Origin of the sequence: Falsirhodobacter xinxiangensis (assembly GCF_004959935.1) — a bacterium.
Classification (GTDB): Bacteria; Pseudomonadota; Alphaproteobacteria; order Rhodobacterales; family Rhodobacteraceae; genus Falsirhodobacter; species Falsirhodobacter xinxiangensis.
Map to the genome: position 1 here is coordinate 135,515 of NZ_SMYN01000007.1, position 18,992 is coordinate 154,506.

The window sequence follows — 18,992 nt, forward strand, 5'->3', positions numbered from 1 at the left end:
ATCCGCCGCAGGGGCTTATGGATTTTATTGTTGAATGCGCTTGCAACGAAGCTTAGTCTCATCCTCAAGCACGACGCAAGAGGTTTCGCGTGACCGATCTTCTTCCTCCAGCAAGAACCCTTTTCGACAAGATCTGGGATGCGCATGTGGTCAAAACATATGCGGATGGCACAGATCTTCTGTATATCGACCGTCATCTGGTGCAGGAGGTGTCCTCGCCCCAGGCCTTCGCGGGAATGGCGGCGGCGGGGCGCGCCCTGCATCGGCCAGATGCGCATATTGCCGTGGCAGATCATGCTGTTCCCACCAAGGATCGCCATGTCACGCTGCGCGAAGGGCTGGCCGCGGCACAGGTCGCGCGACTGCGCGAGAACACGGCGATCCACGCGATTCCCTATATTCCGATGAATGACCGCCGGCACGGGATCGTCCACGTCATCGGGCCGGAGCTTGGGTTCACCCTGCCCGGATGCACCCTCGTCTGCGGCGACAGCCATACCAGCACGCATGGCGCCTTCGGCGCGCTGGCATTCGGCATCGGCGCCAGTGAATGTGAATGCGTATTCTCGACCCAGGTGCTGCGTCAGAAGCGGCAGCGGAACATGCGCGTAACCGTGACGGGCGCCCTGCCGGACGGAGTATCCGTCAAGGATATCATCCTTTCGCTGATCGCGCGGATCGGGGTGGGCGGAGGCATCGGCTTTGCGATCGAATATGCCGGTCCTGCCATCCGCGCCCTGTCGATGGAGGCGCGGATGACGCTTTGCAACATGACGATCGAGGCGGGCGCCCGTGTCGGTCTGATCGCGCCCGACGCCACGACACTGGACTGGGTGCGGGGGCGTCCGCTGTCGCCCCTGCCCGGTGACGAACCCGCGGCGCTTCGCGATTGGGCGCTGCTGCACAGCGACCCCGGTGCCGTTTTCGACCGCGAGGTGGAGATCGACGCCGCCACGCTTGCGCCGCATGTCAGCTGGGGCACCACCCCCGAGGAATCGCTGCCCGTGACGGGCCGCGTTCCCGACCCCGCGCAGGTCGACGATCCCGCGCGGCAGGCCCGGATGCGGCGCAGCCTCGATTACATGGGCCTTGCCCCCGGAACCCCGCTGGAGGAAATCGCCATCGACCGCGTCTTCATCGGCTCCTGCACCAATGGCCGTCTGGAGGATCTGCGACGCGCCGCGACCATCCTGCGCGGCAGGCGCGTGGCGAAGGGCGTCAGCGCGATGGCCGTGCCCGGATCGGCGCAGGTCCGCATCGCCGCCGAGGCCGAGGGGCTGGACCGTATCTTCACCGATGCGGGTTTCGAATGGCGCGATGCGGGCTGTTCGATGTGCGTCGGCATGAACGACGACCGATTGTCCGAAGGCGAACGCTGCGCCTCCACCTCCAACCGCAACTTCGAGGGGCGGCAGGGGATAGGCGGGCGCACCCATCTGATGAGTCCGGAAATGGCCGCCGCCGCCGCCATCGCGGGCCGGCTTTGCGACGTGCGGGGGCTGCAATGATCGAACCGTTCATCCACCTGACCGCCATCGCCGCGCCCTTCCCCGAAGGCCAGATCGACACCGACGTGATCTTTCCCGCGCGCTTTCTTCTGCTGCTGGAAAAACGCGGGCTGGGCCGTCATCTGTTTCACGAACGCCGCGCCAAGGGCGGGTTCGTGCTGGACACCCCGCCTTGGGATGGTGCCAGAATCCTTGTCACCGGGCCCGATTTCGGCACCGGCTCCAGCCGCGAACAGGCGGTCTGGGCGCTGGCCGACTTCGGCATCCGTTGCGTCATCGGCACCAGCTTCGGCGAGATTTTCCACGCAAACTGCTTTCGCAGCTGCGTCCTGCCGATCGTCCTGCCCCCGGACGCGCATGCGCGCGTCATGGCGGCGGCCGAGGCGCAGCAGCAGATCACCGTGGACCTTCCCGAACAGCGCATCATCCTTGCCGATGGCGAGATCGGGTTCCACATCGACGCCCATCGCAAACAGTCCCTGCTGGAAGGGCTGGACGAGGTCGGGGCCATCCTGCGCGACGATGCCGCCGACATCGCGGCGTTCGAGGCTGCGCAGCGGGCAGCCCGCCCGTGGCTCTATCTGACAGCGCAGCAGATCGCGCATTTCGACGACATCAAGGAAGGTTCCGAATGACCGAAGATCTTGGCGAAAACTATGCCCGTGCGTTTGGCGGCAAGCTTGGCTTCGGCAAAAAGCCCGCGCTGATCCTGATCGATCTCGTGCTCGGCTATTTCGACAAAGGGTGCGATCTTTGGGCCGATTGCGATTCCGCGCTGGAATCGGCGATCCGGCTGCGCGACGCCGCGCGCAAGGCGGACATTCCCGTCATCTATACCAATGTCGTCTATCATCCCAAGGCGCTGGACGGCGGGCGCTTCTATCAAAAATCCCTGCCGCTGCGCCATTTCCGGCTGGGCGGCGAATGGGGTGCCTGGGCGCCGGGACTTGCGCCGGCCGAGGATGAGCTTGTCATCTCCAAACAACATGCCAGCGCGTTCTTCGGCACATCGCTTGCACCGACGCTCGTGACGATGGGCGTGGATACCGTGATCCTGACCGGCGTTTCCACATCCGGCTGCGTGCGCGCGTCCTGTGTGGAAGCCAACGCACATGGCTTCATCCCGATCATCCCGCGCGAGGCTGTGGGCGACCGCCACCCCGCCCCGCACGAGGCCAACCTTTTCGACATGAACGCGAAATACGGCGACGTCGTCAGCGAAGCCGAAACAATCGCCTATCTTGCAGGATTGAACGCATGAGCAAACCCAGCCTGAAGGCCGCGCTGGCGGCTGGAAAATTCGTGGCGGCCCCCGGCCTTCACGACATGATCACCGCCGTCGTCGCCAACAAGGTGGGGATCGAGTTCGGATATGCCACCGGATACTGGATGACCGCCTCGGCCTATGGTGTGCCGGATGCGGGGATCGTGACCTATTCGCAGATGGTGGACCGCGTCGCGACGCTGTGCCGGACCAGCGATGCCGCCATCATCGCGGATGCCGATACCGGTTATGGCGGGCTTTTGAACGTCCACCATACCGTGCGCGGATACGAGGAGGCGGGGGTCGCCGCCATCCAGATCGAGGATCAGGAATTTCCCAAGAAATGCGGCCACACGCCTTTCAAGCGCGTGGTGCCGGTGATCGACATGGTGGAAAAGATCAAGGTCGCCTGCGAGGCGCGGCGCAATCCCGAAACGGTCATCATCGCCCGCACCGACTGCCGGCAGATCGAAGGGTTCGAGGGCGCCGTGGCCCGCGGCCTTGCCTTTGCCGAGGCCGGGGCCGACGTGATCTTCCTTGAAGCCCTGGAATCCGAGGCCGAGATGCGCGAGGCCTGCCGCCGCATCCGCGCGCCGATGCTGGCCAATATGGCCGATGGCGGCAAGACGCCGATCCTTGATGTGAACACGCTTCGCGAGATCGGCTTCAGCATGGCGATCTATCCGGCGATGACCGGGCTGGCCGCCGCGCAGGCCGCCTTCAACGCGCTGGCGGCGTTCAAGGCGATGGGCACGTCGCAGACCCCCGCGCAAGACCTGTTCGATTTCGGCGAGTTCAACCAGCTTATCGGCTTCCCCGAGGTGTGGGAGTTCGAGAAGCGTTGGGCACGGAAGGCAAGCTGATGGCCCGCGTCGCCTGTATCGGATCGGGCAATGTCGGCCGCGCATGGGCCGTCGTCTTCGCCCGCGCGGGGCATGAGGTCGCGCTTTACGATGCCGACCCCGCGCAGGTGGCCGTCGCGCTGCCGCTGATCGCGCGGACGATGGAACAGCTCGGTGTCTCGGGCGACATCCGCGCCGCATCCTCGGTCGCCGAAGCGGTTGCGGGCGCGATCCACGTGCAGGAAAGCGTGCGCGAGGATACGGAGATCAAACGCGCCGTCATGTCCGAGATCGCCGCCCATGCGCCGATGGATTGCGTGATCGCGTCCTCGACCTCGGCGCTGCCGGGATCGACCTTCATGACGCATATCCCGCAGCCCGAACGGGCGCTGGTCGCGCATCCGGTGAACCCGCCGTCGCTGATCCCGCTGGTGGAGCTGTGCGGCACGGGCGTGACTTCGGACGATGCGATGGCGCGGTCGCGGGCGTTCATGGACAGCCTTGGCATGAAGCCCGTGACGCTGACGCGGGAAATCGACGGCTTTCTTTTGAACCGGCTGCAATACACCCTGGTGGCCGAGGCGCTGCATCTGGTGGGCGAGGGTTACTGCACGGCCGAAGACATCGACCGCGTGATGACCGACGGGCTGGCGCTGCGCTGGCTGTCGATCGGGCCCTTCGCCACGGCGCATCTGAACGCGACGGCGGGGTTCAAGGGCTTCGTCGGCCAGCTTGGGCCCATGATGCGCAGGATGGGCGAGGATGCCCGCACCGATTACGACTGGGACCAGCCGCTGATCGACAGCATCCACGACCAGATGGCCGCGCGCTTTCCGGTGGACGAGATCCCCGACTGGCAGGCATGGCGCGACGGGCGCATCCTTGCCGCCCGCCGGGTGCAGGACAGCTAGCGCGGGATCGAATCGCGCCAGACCAGTTCGCCGGGCAGCTTGATATCGATGCCCGGCTGAATCTCGGCCCCCGGATTGTCCAGATCCAGAAGCTTCAGCGTCTCGTCCGCCATTTCCTCGGCGGGCTGGCGCACGGTGGTCAGGCGGTAGGGCCAGTAGTCGGCCTCGTCGATATTGTCGAAACCGCCGATCATAACGTCATCCGGCACGCGCAGGCCCATCACGCCGCGCAGCGCGTCCATCGCGCCCATCGCCATCGTGTCGTTGATGCCGAAGATCGCGTCGGGAACCTTGCGCCCCTCGTCCTGAAACGCGCGAAGCACCGCCGCATGGGCCCCGCGATAGATCGACTGCCCCTCCAGTTCCAGAATGGCGGATCGGGGGATGCCATCCTCCAACAGCCGTTCGGCAAAGCCCTGAAAGCGGTCCTGGCTGGTGGAGCCGCGGGGATCGCCCTTCAGCACGGCAAAGCTGCGCGCCCCCGCCTTCAGCAAGGCATCCGCCATCAGCCGCCCGCCCGCCGCGTTGTCGCAGCGCACGCCCGACGCATCGCTGCCGGGGATGTAACGGTTGAACAGCACCACCGGAATGCCGCGATCATGGCACATGCTGGTCATCCGCGTCGAAAGCTGCGCCGAGGTCAGGATGATCCCGTCCACCTGATAGCGCAGCACCCGCATCAAGGCGTCGTCGCTGCTGGCGCCGTTTTCGACCGTGAAGGTCAGGATCTGCGTGCCGCGCTGTTGCAGCCGTGCCGCCAACGCCTTCAACACCAGCACATAGAACGGGTTGTCCAGATTCCCCAGGATCACCGCCACCATGTTCGTGCGCCGCGTCGTCAGGCTGGAGGCGATGGAATTCGGCACATAGTTCAGCTTTTTCGCCGCCGACAGGATCAGCTCGCGCTTGGCCGCCGACAGCGACGATCCGGGCGTAAAGGCGCGCGACACCGCCGATTGCGACACACCCGCAAGGGCGGCCACATCCATCGACGTTACGCGTCCGATGATCGGCTTCATGGGGAAATCCTTCGTTGGGGCAGCGCAGAATACGTATTCAAACCTCGCGCCACAAGATGAAATAATTTCATTCCGCAAGCGCGGGCTTGAGCCTTCGCGCGCGTCCTTCTTATTGATCGTGACAACAGGAGGAAGCCATGCCCGTCCAATACCTGAAGACCGGAAAACCCAGCGATGCCCGCAGCGAGGACGACGCCAAGGTCCGCCATTCGGTCGAAGCCGCCCTTGCCGATATCGAAGCCCGCGGCGATGCCGCCGTCCGCGAGATGGCGGCGAAGTTCGACGGCTATACCCCCGTAAGCTTCCGTCTGTCGCAGGACCAGATCGACGCGCTGATCGCCCGCGTGTCGCCCTCCGATCTGGAAGACATCCGCTTTGCGCAGGAACAGGTCCGCAATTTCGCGCAGGCGCAGCGGGATTCGATGCAGGATATCGAGGTCGAGACGCTTCCGGGCGTGATCCTTGGCCATCGCAACATCCCGGTGCAGTCGGTCGGCTGCTATGTTCCTGGGGGCAAGTTCCCGATGGTCGCCTCGGCCCATATGTCGGTGCTGACCGCCGCCGTCGCGGGCGTGCCGCGCATCATCGCCGCGACCCCGCCTTTCAAAGGCGAGCCGAACCCGGCCGTCATCGCCGCCATGCACATGGCCGGCGCGCATGAAATCTATGTGCTGGGCGGCATTCAGGCCATCGGCGCAATGGCGATCGGCACCGAAACGATCCAGCCCGTCGATATGCTGGTCGGCCCCGGCAACGCCTTCGTGGCCGAGGCGAAGCGCCAGCTTTACGGCCGCGTCGGGATCGACCTGTTCGCCGGGCCGACCGAAACCATGGTCATCGCCGATGACACCGTGGATGCCGAACTTTGCGCGACCGACCTGCTGGGACAGGCCGAACACGGCTACAACTCGCCCGCCGTTCTGCTGACGAACAGCCGCAAGCTGGCGGAAGGCACGCTGGCCGAGATCGACCGTCTGCTGGCGATCCTGCCCACCGCCGACACGGCCCGCAAAAGTTGGCAGGATTACGGCGAGGTCATCCTGTGCGACACGCATGACGAGATGCTGGCCGTCGCCAACGACATCGCCTCCGAACATGTGCAGGTGATGACCGACCGCGACGACTGGTATCTGGATAACATGCACAGCTATGGCGCGCTGTTCCTCGGGGCGCGGACCAACGTCGCGAATGGCGACAAGGTGATCGGCACCAACCACACGCTGCCGACCAAGAAGGCGGGGCGTTACACCGGCGGGCTTTGGGTTGGAAAATACCTCAAGACCCACAGCTATCAGCGGATCACCACGGACGAGGCGGCGGCGATGATCGGGGCCTATGGCTCGCGCCTGTGCATGCTGGAAGGGTTTGTGGGCCATGCCGAACAGTGCAACATCCGCGTGCGCCGTTATGGCGGGCGGAACGTGCCCTACGGCGTGGCGGCGGAATGATGTTCCGGCTGGACGGTCGCCGCGCGCTGGTGACGGGGGCGGGCCGTGGCATCGGCCTCGCCATCGGGCGCGCGATGGCGGACGCGGGGGCAGAGGTCACCTTCTGCGCCCGCAGCCGGGACGAGGTCGAGGCGGCGGCGCAGGGCATCGGCCATGCGCTGGTCGCCGATGTGACCGATGTGGCCGGCTTTGCCGCGCTGATGAACGACCGCCCGGCCTTTGACATCTTCGTCAACAATGCCGGCACCAACCGCCCCAAACCGCTGTCCGAAGTGACCGAGGACGATTACGACGCCGTCATGGGCCTGAACACCCGCGCCGCGATCTTTGCCGCGCAGGCGGTGACGCGGCGCATGGTGGCCGAAGGGGTGCGCGGGTCGGTCATCAACATGTCCTCGCAGATGGGGCATGTGGGGGCGGCGAACCGCACGCTTTACTGCGCGTCGAAATGGGCGCTGGAAGGGTTCACCAAGGCGCTGGCGGTCGAACTTGGCCCCCACGGCATCCGCGTGAACACCATCTGCCCGACCTTCATCGAAACCCCGATGACCAGACCGTTCTTCGAGGACGAGGCCTTTCGCGCATCGGTCCTGTCCAAGATCAAGCTTGGCCGTCTGGGGCAGGTGGACGAGGTCGCGGGCGCGGCGGTCTTCCTCGCCTCGGACGCGGCGGGGCTGATGACGGGCAGTGCCCTGATGCTGGATGGCGGCTGGACGGCGGATTAGGCTGCGGCCCAGCCCCCGTCCACCGGCAGGATGGCGCCGGTGATGAAGCTGGCCCCGTCGCCCAGCAGGAAGGCGGCGGCGGCGGCGGCTTCATCCGCCGTGCCGAACCGCCCCATCGCGTGCCTTGCGCGGATCGCGGCGCGCACGCAGTCAGGCTGGCCGCGAAAGGCGCGGGTCATCATGGGCGTTTCGATCGCGCCGGGGGCGACGGCGTTCACGCGGATGCCCTCTGCGGCGTGGTCCACCGCAAGGCTGCGGCAAAGGGTGTTGATCGCCCCCTTGGACGCGGCATAGGCCGGACAGTTCCGCGCAGCCGCCAGCGACAGTTGCGAAGAACACAGCACGATGGACCCCTTGTGGCGCAGCAACGCCGGCAGAAAGGTCTGGATCGTGCGAACCGTGCCGAAGACGTTGACCTCGAACACGCGGTGCCATGCGGCGATGTCCAGCTCGTCGATGCGCCCGCCCATCTCGATCCCGGCCATCGCCGCGATGCCGTGCACGCCGTCGGGGACGTGACGGGCGGCTTCGGCCAATTCGCCCATGTCGCAGACATTGGTGGCAAGGCATTCGGCACCTTCGGGCATGGCGGGAAAGCGGCGGTCCAGTGCCAGAACCCGCGCCCCCGCGGCGCAAAGCTGCAAGGTCAGCGCAAGCCCGATGCCGCTGCCCGCGCCGGTGACGACGACGGTCTTGCCCGCGAACGTCATGCCGCCCTCAGCGCGGCGACCCAATCCGCAAGCCCGTCCGCGAAGGGAACCTGCGGCGCCCAGCCCAGATCGCGGGCCGCTGCCGAAAGGTCCATCGGTCCCTGAAGGTCCACGCCCGGCAGCAGCCCCTGCCCCACCGGAACATCCGCGATCATGGCGCAGATCTGCTGCACCGTCAGCACCTCGGCCCCGTCGATGTTATAGGCCGCGCCGGACGTGCCGCGCGTCATCGCCGCCTGCACCGCGCGGATCACATCATCCACATGCACGAATTGCAGCGGGTGCGCGCCACCCGCCGCAACCGGCTCGCCGCGCACCACGGGCTGGATCAGCGCATCCGTCACCCGCCCCGGACCATAGGCCCAGCCGATCCGCAGCGCGACCGTGTCCAGCCCATATCGGGCATAGGTGCGGATCAACAGGTCGGCCGCGGCCTTGCTGCTGCCATAGGCGTTGGTGGCGCGCAGGGGGGCATCCTCGGTCACGATGCCGTCCGCATCGCCATAGACCGAAACCGACGACAGGCCGATGAACCGCCCCACCCCCAGATCCCGCGCCATCTCCAGAAGACGCGCGGTGCCGGCCACGTTGATGTCGATCACCTCGGCCGGGCGATCGGCCAGAACCATCGGTCCGGAAACGCCGCCGCCGTGGATCACCACATCGCAGCCCGCCATCAGCTCGCGCGGGATGGCGCGGACGTCATGGACATGGGGCGCATCCGCCATGTCGGTGGCGACGACCTCGTGCCCCGCAAGCCGGGCGCAAAGGTGGCGCCCGATGAACCCTGCCGCGCCGGTGACAAGAACCTTCATCCGATATCCGTCTCCTGCCGTCCGCGCACGAATTGCGAAACCGTGACGGCAAGGATCAGCGCCGCGCCGTTGAACACGCTGGTCACCCACAGCGGAATGCCCATCATCGTCAGCCCCGTGATGCCGGTCGCAAGGAAATAGACCGAGATGACCGCCCCCCACGGATTGAACCGCCCCGGAATGATCGCCGTCGCCCCCAGATAGGCCGCCGCGAACGCCGGCAGCAGGAAGTTCAGCCCCGAGAACGGGTCCGCCGCGCCCAGAAGCCCCGCATAGACCAGCCCGCCGATCGAGGACAGCAGCGCCGAGGCGACAAGACAGCCGACCCGCACCCGCCCCACGTCGATGCCGGACAGGCGCGCAACCTCGCGCCCGCGGCCCACGAACAGGATACGGCGGCCCAAGGGCGTGAACTCGAACACCAACCAGATCGCCAAAGCGATCGCGATGACGTAGTAGAACGCATAGGAGATGCCGAACAGCCGCCCGCGCATGACCATGTTCACCAATGTCGGCGAAATCCCCCCGATGGTGGACGAATTCGTCATCCACTGCACCAGCCCGGTGATGACCGACGTGGTGCCAAGCGTGACGACCAGCGACGGGATGCGGACATAGACGATGAAGAATGCGTTCACCAGCCCGACCGCGACCCCGCCTGCCAGCGCCGCCAGAACCGCCACGCCCAGCGGCAGGCCCATGACCGCGTTCAGCACCCCCACCGTCACCGCCGACAGCGTCAACGTCGCGCCGACCGACAGATCGTAATCCCCCGCCGTCAGCGGAATGATCAGCGCCAGCGCCAGCACCGCGCCGGGGCTTTGCGTGGCGAACATGATCGAAAAGTTCATCCATGACAGGAAGATGCCCGGAAGCAGGATGCCGAAACCCGCGATCATGACGATCCAGACCAAAACCAGCCCGAACCGTTCCGTGAAATCCGCCACGTTGAAGCGCCGACGTTCAGGCGACGTCGAGAGTGGAGTGTCCATAGCAGGCCTCTGCGATACTGTCTTTCGTGATGTCTTGGCCGGTCAGTTCGACCGCGATACGCCCGCGCGAAAAGATGAGAACGCGCGTGCAAAGATCGGCAAGCTGTTCGGCGTCGGAACTGGCGCAGATCACCCCCGCCCCCCGCGCCGCCGCATCGCGGATCACGCGATAGATCTGCTGGCGGGTGCCGACATCGACGCCTTGGGTCGGTTCGTCCAGCAGCAGAAGATCGGGATTGCGGATCATCCATTTGGCCAGAAGAACCTTCTGCGCGTTCCCCCCGCTCAGCTGGCCCAGACGCATGTCGGGATTGGCGGGGCGCACCTCGTATTCGGCCGAAAGCGCGGATGCGCGGCGGCCCATGGCGCGCAGGTTCAACCCGAACCGGCCCATGAAGTCGTCCAGCTCCAGCAGCAGCATGTTGTCGCGCACCTTCAGCCCCGGAACGCCGCTGGCGCCCGGACGGTCGGAGGGCAGCAGCGCCATCTTCTGCGCAATGGCCGCTTTCGGCGTCATGGAACGCAGCGGGGTGGTTTTCCCGCCCATGTGCAGATCGCCCACCGTGGCTTCGCGCGCACCGAACATCAGATACGGGACGCGCTCGTATCCCGACCCCAAAAGCCCGGTCAGGCCGAGGATCTCGCCCTCGGCCACTTCCAGCGCGGGGATGTCGAGGCCGGGTTCCGCAACGCCCGTGACGCGGGCAAGCGTCCGGCCGCGCGTGACGGCGGGCGCGGTGACGCTGCGGGCGATGCGGCGGCCGATGATGCCTTCGACGAAATCGTCATGGCTGGACCCCTTGGTCGTCAGGGTGCCGCTGACCAACCCGTCGCGCAGGATCGTGGCGCGGTCGGTGATCTCGCGCACCTCGTCGATATCGTGCGAGATGAAGATGACGCTGTCACCATGCCCCACCACCTGCCGGACCAGCGCGAACAGCCGGTCCACGCCCTCTTTCGGCAGGAACGGCGTCGGTTCGTCCAGGATCAGCAGGCCGGGGCCGTCCGCGCCGCGCAGATCCTCGGCGGCGCGCATGATCGCCAGAAGCGCCTGATCGGTTTGCGACAGGCTGCCCGTGCGCGCGTTCAGGTCCAGCGAGACGCCGAACCGGGCAAAGGTGGCGCGGGCGGCGGCGCGTTCCTCGCGCCAGTTGACGCGGGCGCGGCGCGCGGTGATCGACGCCACCCGCAGGTTTTCCAGCACCGTCAGCGTCGGCACCAGCCCCAGATGCTGATGCACGAAGGCCATGCGGTAATCGCGGAACGCGCCGGGGGGCATGGGGAACGGCAGCGGTTTGCCGAACACCTCGATCGTGCCGCCGGGATCGGGGGCGTGAAACCCCGCCAGCACCTTCACGAAGGTCGATTTTCCGCACCCGTTCTGGCCCAGAAGGCCGTGAACCTCGCCCGCCGCCACTTCGAAGCTGATCCCCTTGAGCGCGCGGGCGCCCCCGAATGTCTTGGCGATCCCGCTGACGCGAAGCGCCGGGACGCTCATTTCAGCTGCCAGTTTTCGTGGAAGCCTGCGACATATTCATCGCCATAGCCCTTGTTGGCCTCGGCGGGGGTGCCGGCGGTTTCGATGTTCGTCTCGTCGAAGATATACAGCGGGACGGCCAGTTCCTCGGGCATCTCCAGCCCGGCCAGCTTGCGCATGTATCCGTCGATCGTCGCCCGCGCGACCCAGTCGAGGCTTTCGCCCACATCCATCTCCACCCGCCCTTCGCGGATGAAGTCCAGAACGAAGGGCGTGCCGTTGCCGGTCGCGATCTTCACCATCTCGCCCCGGCCGGTCAGTTCGACCGCAGGCACGACGAATTGGCTCATGCTGTCATAGATGGGAAAGACATAGTTGGCGGTGGGGTTGGACAGAAGCGCCGCCTGAACCGCGGGCTGGATCTTGGTGCCCCATTCGGTGATGCCGACGTTGATTTCGGTCAGGATGGTGCAGTTGGGGCAGTTCTGTTCGAACGCATCGCGGATGCCGCGCACCAAGGGCTCGGTCGGCGGCACCTCGTCCGATTTCACGACGATCACGTTCGCCGCGCCTTCGGTCTTGTGGATCGCCCAGTTCCCCATGATCCAGCCCTGACCATAGAAGCTGAACGGCAGATCGCCCGCCAGCAGCGGGTTCGCCTCTTGCGACGGGTCATAGAAATGCGAGGTGAAGACCTGCACGCCCGCGGCCTTCGCCGCCTCCAGCTGCGGTTCGATCACGGCGGGATTTACGCCGGAAATCAGGTCCACGATGTCGAAGTCGTTGGCGATGGCATATTCGATGCCCTGCACCCACTGGTTCGGCTGGCCCTGATTTTCCCACTCGCGCACTTCAAGGCCGATTTCCTTGCCCACCTCGATCTCGCGCCGGATGATCCCCTTCAGGAACTGGTTGGAGCTGGTGTTGGGGATCGAAAGCATCTTCTTGCCAGCCGCGACGGCCCGGATGTCGAACGACTCGCCCGGTGCCTGAAACGTCGGGACGGCGCGATGCTCCTCGACGATCTGGGTCGCGCGGGCAAGCCCCTCGGCCACGGGATCGGCATGGGCGGCAAAGGGAACAAGGAAGGTGGAGGCAAGCGCAAGGACGGTAATCCGGCAGGTCGACTGCATTGGTGATTTCCCTGGTGAACATGTTGGATGCGCATTTCGCATACGCTTGCAAACAGAGTTTTCCCATTTCCGTTTTTTGTCAACTGCCCTGCATGCCCCCAAGCGTGAAAAGCATAAACGTCCGTTTTTCATGCATTTATGAACGGGCCGTGACAGCATTCTTGACAGCGGGATCAAATTGCGCGGATGTTGAATGCGCAATCATCAATGAGACGAACGATGACCGGATACCTGGAACTTGGCCTGTTTCTTCCCAGCACGCGCGGGGGGCTGATCATTGCCAAGGGCACGCCACCGCAGAACGAGCCGACATGGGAATTGAACCGCGACGTGACGCTTGCGGCCGAAGCGGGCGGAATGGATTTCGTGCTTTCGCAGGTGAAATGGCGCGGTTACGGCGGCGAGACGCGGCACTGGGACGCGGCGCTGGAAAGCTTCACGCTGATGTCGGCGCTGGCGGCGGTAACCAGCAGGATCAAGCTGTTCGCCTCTTGCGCCGTGCGGACGGTGAACCCCGCGGTGCTGGCCAAGATGGCGGCCACGGTCGATCAGGTCGCAGGCGGGCGATTCGGCGTCAACATCGTCGCGGGCTGGAACAAGTTCGAATATGCGCAGATGGGGCTGTGGTCGGATGACGATTACTACCTCAACCGATATGAATATGCGGATGAATACCTGACCATCCTCAAACGCCTCTGGTCCGAGGAGGAGGTCGATTTCGACGGCAAGTATTTCACGCTGGGGGCCTGCCGGTCCGAACCCAAACCCGCCAACCCGCTGAAGATCGTCTGCGCGGGCCAGTCCGATGGCGCGTTGGATTTCGTCTCGCGCCAGTCGGACTTCTCGTTCGTGGGCCGGATGAACGACACCCCGGAACAGCTTGCCGCCGTGGTGGACAAGATCGGCGGGATGGCGGCGTCGCATGGGCGGCAGGTGCGGTCCTATACCCTGCTGAACGTCATCGCCGCCCCGACCGATGCCGAGGCGGAGGCCGAGCGCCAGACCTACCTCAACAATCGCGACGAGGACGCGATCCAGGAATTCCTGCGCGCATCCGGTATGGATGTGAACCGCGCCGATTACCTGAAGCTGGATCCGGCCACCGTGACCTTCATGTCGATCCCCTGCATCGCGGCGTCCTATGACAAGGTTGCGGCCTATCTGGATCGGCTGGCGGCAAGCGGGCTGCACGGCGTGTGCCTGACCTTCCCGGATTTCAGCACCGATGTGCCCGATTTCATCGCCAACGTCATGCCGCGGATGACCTCTCGCCAGCCGCTGTAAAGGCCGCGCCGGCAAGTTCGGCCACGCGGATCGCGCTGCGGTCCGCATAACGGCGGGCGATGACGCTGATGCCCAGCGGCAGGCCCGTCACGCCCGTCAGACCGGGCACGGACACGACCGGCACACCCAGCAGCGTCCACATCGCGTTCACCGACGGATCGCCGGTCCAGCCCAGCCCCTTCGGCGCCTCGCCACAGGCCGAAGGGGCGATGATGGCATCGAAATCCGACAGCACATCGTCCAGCGCGGCACGGCACCTGTCGGCCAGCGCATAATCCGCGCGCATCTGGTCCGGCGTCAGGTGCTGGGCATTTTCGACCATCGCACGGAATTCGGAATGCAGGTCCGGCGCAGCACGGTATTCGTTCAGGAATGCCATCCGCCCCTCGCGCAGCATGATGCGGATCTGGGCGTCATGCAGGCCACCGAAGGCGGGCGGAAGGGTCAGGCACTCCACCCCGGCCCCGGCATGGCGCAGGATGGCCGCGGCCCGGTCGAAGGCGGCGCGCATGGGCGGCTCGACCCGCGGCCATGCCGGCGTGCGGCACAGCCCGATGCGCAGGCCGTGCAGCGTGGCGGGGCGCGGGGCGGGGTCCAGATCGAACACCTCGGCCAGAAGGGCCAGATCGTCTGCCGCACGGGCAAAGAACCCCACCGTGTCGCAAGAGGCAGAAAACGCCTTCACCCCTTCGTTCGAGATCGTCCCCCATGTCGGCTTCCACCCCCAGATGCCGGTAAAGGATGCGGGCCGGATCATCGACCCGCCCGTTTGCGAGCCGACCGCAAGCATCGCCATCCCCGCCGCCACCGCCGCCGCCGAACCCGATGACGACCCACCCGGAGAGCGCGCAAGATCGTGCGGATTGCGCGTGCGCCCGCCCCGCCCCGTGGCTGCGAATTCGGTCGTGACCGTCTTGCCAAGGATCACCGCGCCCGCGCTGCGCAGCGTATCGATGCAGGCGGCGTCCGTGCCCGTCCACGTGCCCGCGTGACGCGCGTTGGCATGGCCGGTCGGCATGTCGCGCGTTGCGATCACATCCTTGACCGCCACCGTCACCCCCGCCAGCACGCCATTCGGCCGCACCTGCGCGCGCACGATGGCCGGATCGACGAATTCGAACGCCTGCACCTGCGGGTCGATGCGGGCGATCGTCGCCAGCGCCTCCTCGACCATCTGCGGGGCGCTTCGCCGCCCGTCCCTGATGTCTGCCGCGATGGTCCGTGCCGTCACCACTTTCATTCCAGCCTCCGTTTCGCCTGATGGAAATCTGAGCAGAAAGCAGTCGCCCGCGCGCGCGAAGTTTCCTCACGCGCGGGCTGAGTTTTTCCTCACAGCGCGTGGACCAGCGGATTGGGCCGCACCGATTCGATCATCCAGTCCTTGAATTTCTGGAACCGTGCGCGGCTGCCCGATTGCCGCGCCGTCAGCATGAAATACGAACTTCGGGCCGGGAAGGATTCGCCCACCGCGATCAGATCGCCCTGCCGCAGCGCCTCCTCGATCAGAAGCGAGCGGCCGAGGATCACGCCGACACCGGCCCGCGCCGCCTCGATCGCGGTGCCGGACTGGTTCAGCCGGGGGCCGTGGATCACGTCGGGGCGCAGGATACCGTATTCGCCCAGATACTTGGCCCAGTCGGGATGATCGCCGCCCTCATATCCCATCTGCGTCCGGTCCACATGCACCAGAAGGCCGCGGCGCAATATCTCGGCGTGATCGTTGTCGTAACGCTGGGCAAGCGAGGGGGCGCAGACCGGCAGGATCTCCTCCTCGACCAAGGGTTCGACCAGACAGTCCAGATGGCAGCGCCAGTTGCAGATGCGGATGTCGCATTCGCGCGTCTCGGCCTCTTTGCGCGACAGGAAGGTGGACAGGTTCAGGTCCAGATCGGGGTCTTCGGCCAGAAAGCTGGCGATGCGGGGGATCAGCCAGAAGGACGCAACCGAAGCCGAGGCCGCGACGGTGAAGCTGCGCTCGCGTTCCTCGGGGCTGCGGTTCATGGCCATCACGGCATCGTCGATCAGGTCCAGGGCGCGCGAAATCGCCGACAGGTTGGCCGAGCTTTCGGGCGTCAGGAACATCCGACCGTTCTTGCGCTGGAACAGTTCCGCCTGAAGAAACTCCTCCAGCAGCCGTATCTGGTGGCTGACGGCAGTGGGGGTCACGCAAAGTTCGTCCGCCGCACGGGCGACGGACGCATTGCGCGCCACCGCCTCGAAAGCGCGGATGGCATTCAGTGGGATTCGCTTCCGCATCGCCTATTCCTTTCCGCAGGGGTAAACAAAATTGACGGGGAGGAAGTCGGTCCGGCAAAGAACAACGGGGCACATCACGCAGGGGAAGCCGGCTGCTGCCGCATGGCTGTGCGCCCATTGCCATTGTGATGAATACGCAAGCGTTCAGGCAACCGTTTGTTGACGCGGTGCCGGATTTTCTTTCGGGGATGCGGTCGATCCTTCGTTTGTTTGCGGGGAATCGGCTGAAGCGGAATCCCCCAAGCCGGGGGATTCCAAATGTCTGCATGCGCTTGCAAACTTTTTCAGTTCGTCGCGGTCATCTTTTCATAGACCCCCTCGCAATCGTCGCCGCAGCGGGCCAGCCACCCCGGCAGCACCGCCTCGGTGAACGCCTGCTGTTGAAGCGCCAGATCCTCGGGCGTGGGCGTCACCAGAACCAGCCCCGCCGGATCGCCCAGGGAACAGGGGCCAGCAGTGCTGCAGGCGATGCCCTCGCGATCCTCGCGCCGGTTCTGGTCCCACATCTGGTCCATCAGGCTGGCCAGTTCCGTCTTCAGGAACGTCTGCACCGAAGGGTCCAGGCCGTCGAACCAGCCCGCATTCGCGACCGTGGCCCCCGCGCCGAAGTTGATCGGCAGATCGAGGATATGGCTCGACCCTTCATACCAGCGCGCGGTATAGCCGCCGACCGTGCTGGTGATGGCGCAGTCGATCACGCCCTGATCCAGCGCCTGCTGCACCTCGCCAAAGGCCATGTCCACGGGCGATCCGCCCAGATAGGCGATGAAATCCGCCTGCGACGCCCCCGAAGTCCGCACCCGCTTGCCGCGCAGATCGGCCAGCCCCGTGAGCGGCACGCCGCAATAGGCGACCTGCGCCTGATAGGAATGCAGCGACAGAAGCTGAAGCCCCAGCCTGTCGCGATAATATGCTTCAAGGATCGGGAAGAAGGCGCGGGTCGCGGTTTCGAACTCGTCGAAATTCGACGACATCCCGGCCAGATCGTTGCCGTCGTTGATCGGATCATGCCCCGAATGATGCCCCATCGCGCCGGTGGCCACGTTCATCACCCCTTTGGAAACCATCCCGAAAATCTCGGGGCCTTTCAGCCCCAGCTCGTTCATCGGGCGAAAGCGGGCGGTGATCGCGCCGTCCGACAGTTCTGTCACCTTTTCGGTCCAGAAGGGCGTCTCCAGCAGACGGCTTTGCGTGGTGGTGCCAAGGTTGCCCACCACGTTCACCTGCGTTTCCGGCAAGGTCTGGGCAGCGGCGGTCTGGGCCGCAAGGATCGCGGCAAGGGTCAGGTATCTCATACGTCGTCTCCTTTGTGGGCGGGCTATCCCCGCACGAAATCGGGAAGCCAAAGCGCCAGATCGGGCAGCGCGATCAGCAGGATCACTATGACCAGCATCGCGCCCACGAAGGGCAGCGCGCCCATGGCGACATCGTTGAAGTTCCCCTCGCCGCGCACGGACTGGACGACGAACAGGTTCATGCCGATGGGCGGCGTGATCAGCGCCATCTCGATCAGGATCATGAAGACGACGCCGAACCAGACGGGGTCGTATCCGATGCCGACGATCACCGGCACCACGATGGGCGTCGTCGCGATCATCAGCGACAGCGTCTCCATGAAGCAGCCAAGCACCATGTAGATGATGACGATGGCCGCAAGGATCGCCAGCGGCGGCGCGTTCAGCGCGGCGACGGCGGTCTTGATCTGGTCTGCCAGCCCGATGGACACCATGACGAAGTTCAAAAGCTGCGCCGCCAGCACGATCAGCATGACCATGCAGGTGGTGCGCATCGTGCGTTCCGCCGCATGGACCAGCACCGCCATCGACAGCTTCCTGCGCCACGCCGCCAGCGCCAGCGCGGCCAGAAAGCCCAGCGCGGCGGCCTCGGTCGGGGTGGCGATGCCCAGATAGATGGAGCCGACCATCAGCACGAACAGCAGCAGCGGCGGGACCAGCGCGGGAAGGGATTCGATCTTTTCGGCCCATGTCGCGGGGGCTTCGCGGCGACCGCCCTTTGCGGGGTCCAGCCTGCACATCGCAAAGACCATGACCGAGAAGATCAGCGCCATCATCAGTCCTGGGATGAAGCTGGCAAGGTAAAGCTGCCCGATCGACTGGTCCGACAGCACGCCATAGATGATCATGTTGATCGACGGCGGGATCAGGATGCCCAGCGTGCCGCCCGCCGCGATGGAGCCGAGGAACAGCGGCGGCGCGTATCCGCCGGCCTTCATCTGCGGGATGGCGACGGTGCTGATCGTCGCCGCCGTCGCCACGGACGATCCGGATGTGGCCGAAAACAGCGCGCTGGACCCGATGATCGTGTGCAGCAGACCGCCCGGTATGACCCGGACCCAGCGGTCGATGGCCATGAACATTCCCGCCGCGATGCCGGAGGACAGCAGCAACTCTCCGGTCAGGATGAACAGCGGCACCGCGATCAGGGTGAAGCTGGTCGATCCGCCCCACAGCATCTCGCCCACCACCGGAAGGACGGGGAAGAACGAAAAGCTGTGATCCAGAACCAGCGTGACGATGACCAGCACCGCCGCGACGGGAATGCCGAGGGCGAGAAGGCCGAACAGGACGGTGATAAGGGTGGGAAACAT

18 protein-coding genes are annotated in these 18,992 nt (G+C 65.5%); 8 read left to right on the forward strand and 10 right to left on the reverse strand.

Translation table 11 applies throughout. The annotated features are described in order from the left end of the window. Positions 1–89 precede the first annotated feature (89 nt). Genes leuC through E2K76_RS10785 form a run of 5 tightly spaced genes read left to right on the forward strand, consistent with a single transcriptional unit; the run spans position 90 to position 4,525 of the window. Positions 90–1,508 carry a 3-isopropylmalate dehydratase large subunit gene (leuC, locus tag E2K76_RS10765; RefSeq protein WP_136684304.1) on the forward strand — a complete coding sequence of 473 codons (1,419 nt, stop codon included), beginning with the start codon at positions 90–92 and terminating at the stop codon, positions 1,506–1,508. Continuing rightward, positions 1,505–2,143, forward strand: a complete 639-nt coding sequence (leuD, locus tag E2K76_RS10770; protein ID WP_136684305.1) for a 3-isopropylmalate dehydratase small subunit — start codon at positions 1,505–1,507, stop codon at positions 2,141–2,143. Before leuC ends, leuD begins: the two co-directional genes overlap by 4 nt. Next, positions 2,140–2,769, forward strand: a complete 630-nt coding sequence (locus E2K76_RS10775) for an isochorismatase family protein (protein ID WP_136684306.1) — start codon at positions 2,140–2,142, stop codon at positions 2,767–2,769. Before leuD ends, E2K76_RS10775 begins: the two co-directional genes overlap by 4 nt. After that, positions 2,766–3,635: an isocitrate lyase/PEP mutase family protein gene (locus E2K76_RS10780; protein WP_136684307.1), complete on the forward strand. Its 870-nt coding sequence runs from the start codon at positions 2,766–2,768 to the stop codon at positions 3,633–3,635. Before E2K76_RS10775 ends, E2K76_RS10780 begins: the two co-directional genes overlap by 4 nt. Beyond that, complete coding sequence (locus tag E2K76_RS10785) at positions 3,635–4,525, forward strand: 3-hydroxyacyl-CoA dehydrogenase NAD-binding domain-containing protein (protein ID WP_136684308.1); 891 nt, start codon at positions 3,635–3,637, stop codon at positions 4,523–4,525. Before E2K76_RS10780 ends, E2K76_RS10785 begins: the two co-directional genes overlap by 1 nt. On the opposite strand, the gene E2K76_RS10790 is transcribed toward E2K76_RS10785, so the two are convergent. Continuing rightward, complete coding sequence (locus E2K76_RS10790; protein ID WP_246032941.1) at positions 4,522–5,544, reverse strand: LacI family DNA-binding transcriptional regulator; 1,023 nt, start codon at positions 5,542–5,544, stop codon at positions 4,522–4,524. The genes E2K76_RS10785 and E2K76_RS10790 overlap by 4 nt on opposite strands. Before the next feature lie 137 nt (positions 5,545–5,681). On the opposite strand from E2K76_RS10790, the gene hisD reads away from it, so the two are divergent. Together hisD and E2K76_RS10800 are read left to right on the forward strand one after the other, a co-directional pair. After that, positions 5,682–6,992: a histidinol dehydrogenase gene (gene hisD, locus E2K76_RS10795; protein ID WP_136684309.1), complete on the forward strand. Its 1,311-nt coding sequence runs from the start codon at positions 5,682–5,684 to the stop codon at positions 6,990–6,992. Next, the gene (locus tag E2K76_RS10800; RefSeq protein ID WP_246032942.1) at positions 6,992–7,717 is read left to right on the forward strand and encodes an SDR family NAD(P)-dependent oxidoreductase; all 726 of its coding nucleotides are present in this window, start codon (positions 6,992–6,994) and stop codon (positions 7,715–7,717) included. The genes hisD and E2K76_RS10800 overlap by 1 nt, the downstream gene beginning before the upstream one ends. Here the strand turns inward: E2K76_RS10800 and E2K76_RS10805 are convergent. The 5 genes from E2K76_RS10805 to E2K76_RS10825 are packed head-to-tail and all read right to left on the reverse strand — an operon-like array spanning position 7,714 to position 12,844. Continuing rightward, a complete protein-coding gene (locus E2K76_RS10805; protein ID WP_136684311.1) occupies positions 7,714–8,427 on the reverse strand; it encodes an SDR family NAD(P)-dependent oxidoreductase in 714 nt (237 codons plus the stop codon). The genes E2K76_RS10800 and E2K76_RS10805 overlap by 4 nt on opposite strands. After that, positions 8,424–9,242, reverse strand: coding sequence for an NAD-dependent epimerase/dehydratase family protein (locus E2K76_RS10810; protein WP_136684312.1), 819 nt, complete (start codon positions 9,240–9,242; stop codon positions 8,424–8,426). Before E2K76_RS10810 ends, E2K76_RS10805 begins: the two co-directional genes overlap by 4 nt. Next, complete coding sequence (locus E2K76_RS10815; protein WP_136684313.1) at positions 9,239–10,234, reverse strand: ABC transporter permease; 996 nt, start codon at positions 10,232–10,234, stop codon at positions 9,239–9,241. The genes E2K76_RS10810 and E2K76_RS10815 overlap by 4 nt, the downstream gene beginning before the upstream one ends. Further along, a complete protein-coding gene (locus E2K76_RS10820) occupies positions 10,206–11,732 on the reverse strand; it encodes a sugar ABC transporter ATP-binding protein (RefSeq protein ID WP_136684314.1) in 1,527 nt (508 codons plus the stop codon). The genes E2K76_RS10815 and E2K76_RS10820 overlap by 29 nt, the downstream gene beginning before the upstream one ends. Next, a complete protein-coding gene (locus E2K76_RS10825; protein WP_169053269.1) occupies positions 11,729–12,844 on the reverse strand; it encodes a sugar ABC transporter substrate-binding protein in 1,116 nt (371 codons plus the stop codon). Before E2K76_RS10825 ends, E2K76_RS10820 begins: the two co-directional genes overlap by 4 nt. Before the next feature lie 219 nt (positions 12,845–13,063). Between E2K76_RS10825 and E2K76_RS10830 the strand changes: the two genes are divergently transcribed. Beyond that, complete coding sequence (locus tag E2K76_RS10830) at positions 13,064–14,128, forward strand: LLM class flavin-dependent oxidoreductase (RefSeq protein ID WP_169053270.1); 1,065 nt, start codon at positions 13,064–13,066, stop codon at positions 14,126–14,128. On the opposite strand, the gene E2K76_RS10835 is transcribed toward E2K76_RS10830, so the two are convergent. The 4 genes from E2K76_RS10835 to E2K76_RS10850 form a co-directional block, all read right to left on the reverse strand. After that, positions 14,094–15,368, reverse strand: coding sequence for an amidase (locus E2K76_RS10835; RefSeq protein ID WP_136684317.1), 1,275 nt, complete (start codon positions 15,366–15,368; stop codon positions 14,094–14,096). The two genes, E2K76_RS10830 and E2K76_RS10835, sit on opposite strands and share 35 nt — an antisense overlap. A gap of 89 nt (positions 15,369–15,457) precedes the next feature. Beyond that, on the reverse strand, positions 15,458–16,384 hold the full coding sequence (locus E2K76_RS10840) for a LysR substrate-binding domain-containing protein (protein ID WP_136684318.1): 927 nt from the start codon (positions 16,382–16,384) through the stop codon (positions 15,458–15,460). Positions 16,385–16,668: 284 nt separating this feature from the next. Beyond that, on the reverse strand, positions 16,669–17,679 hold the full coding sequence (locus E2K76_RS10845; RefSeq protein ID WP_220432211.1) for a TRAP transporter substrate-binding protein: 1,011 nt from the start codon (positions 17,677–17,679) through the stop codon (positions 16,669–16,671). Positions 17,680–17,702: 23 nt separating this feature from the next. Next, complete coding sequence (locus E2K76_RS10850) at positions 17,703–18,992, reverse strand: TRAP transporter large permease (protein ID WP_136684319.1); 1,290 nt, start codon at positions 18,990–18,992, stop codon at positions 17,703–17,705.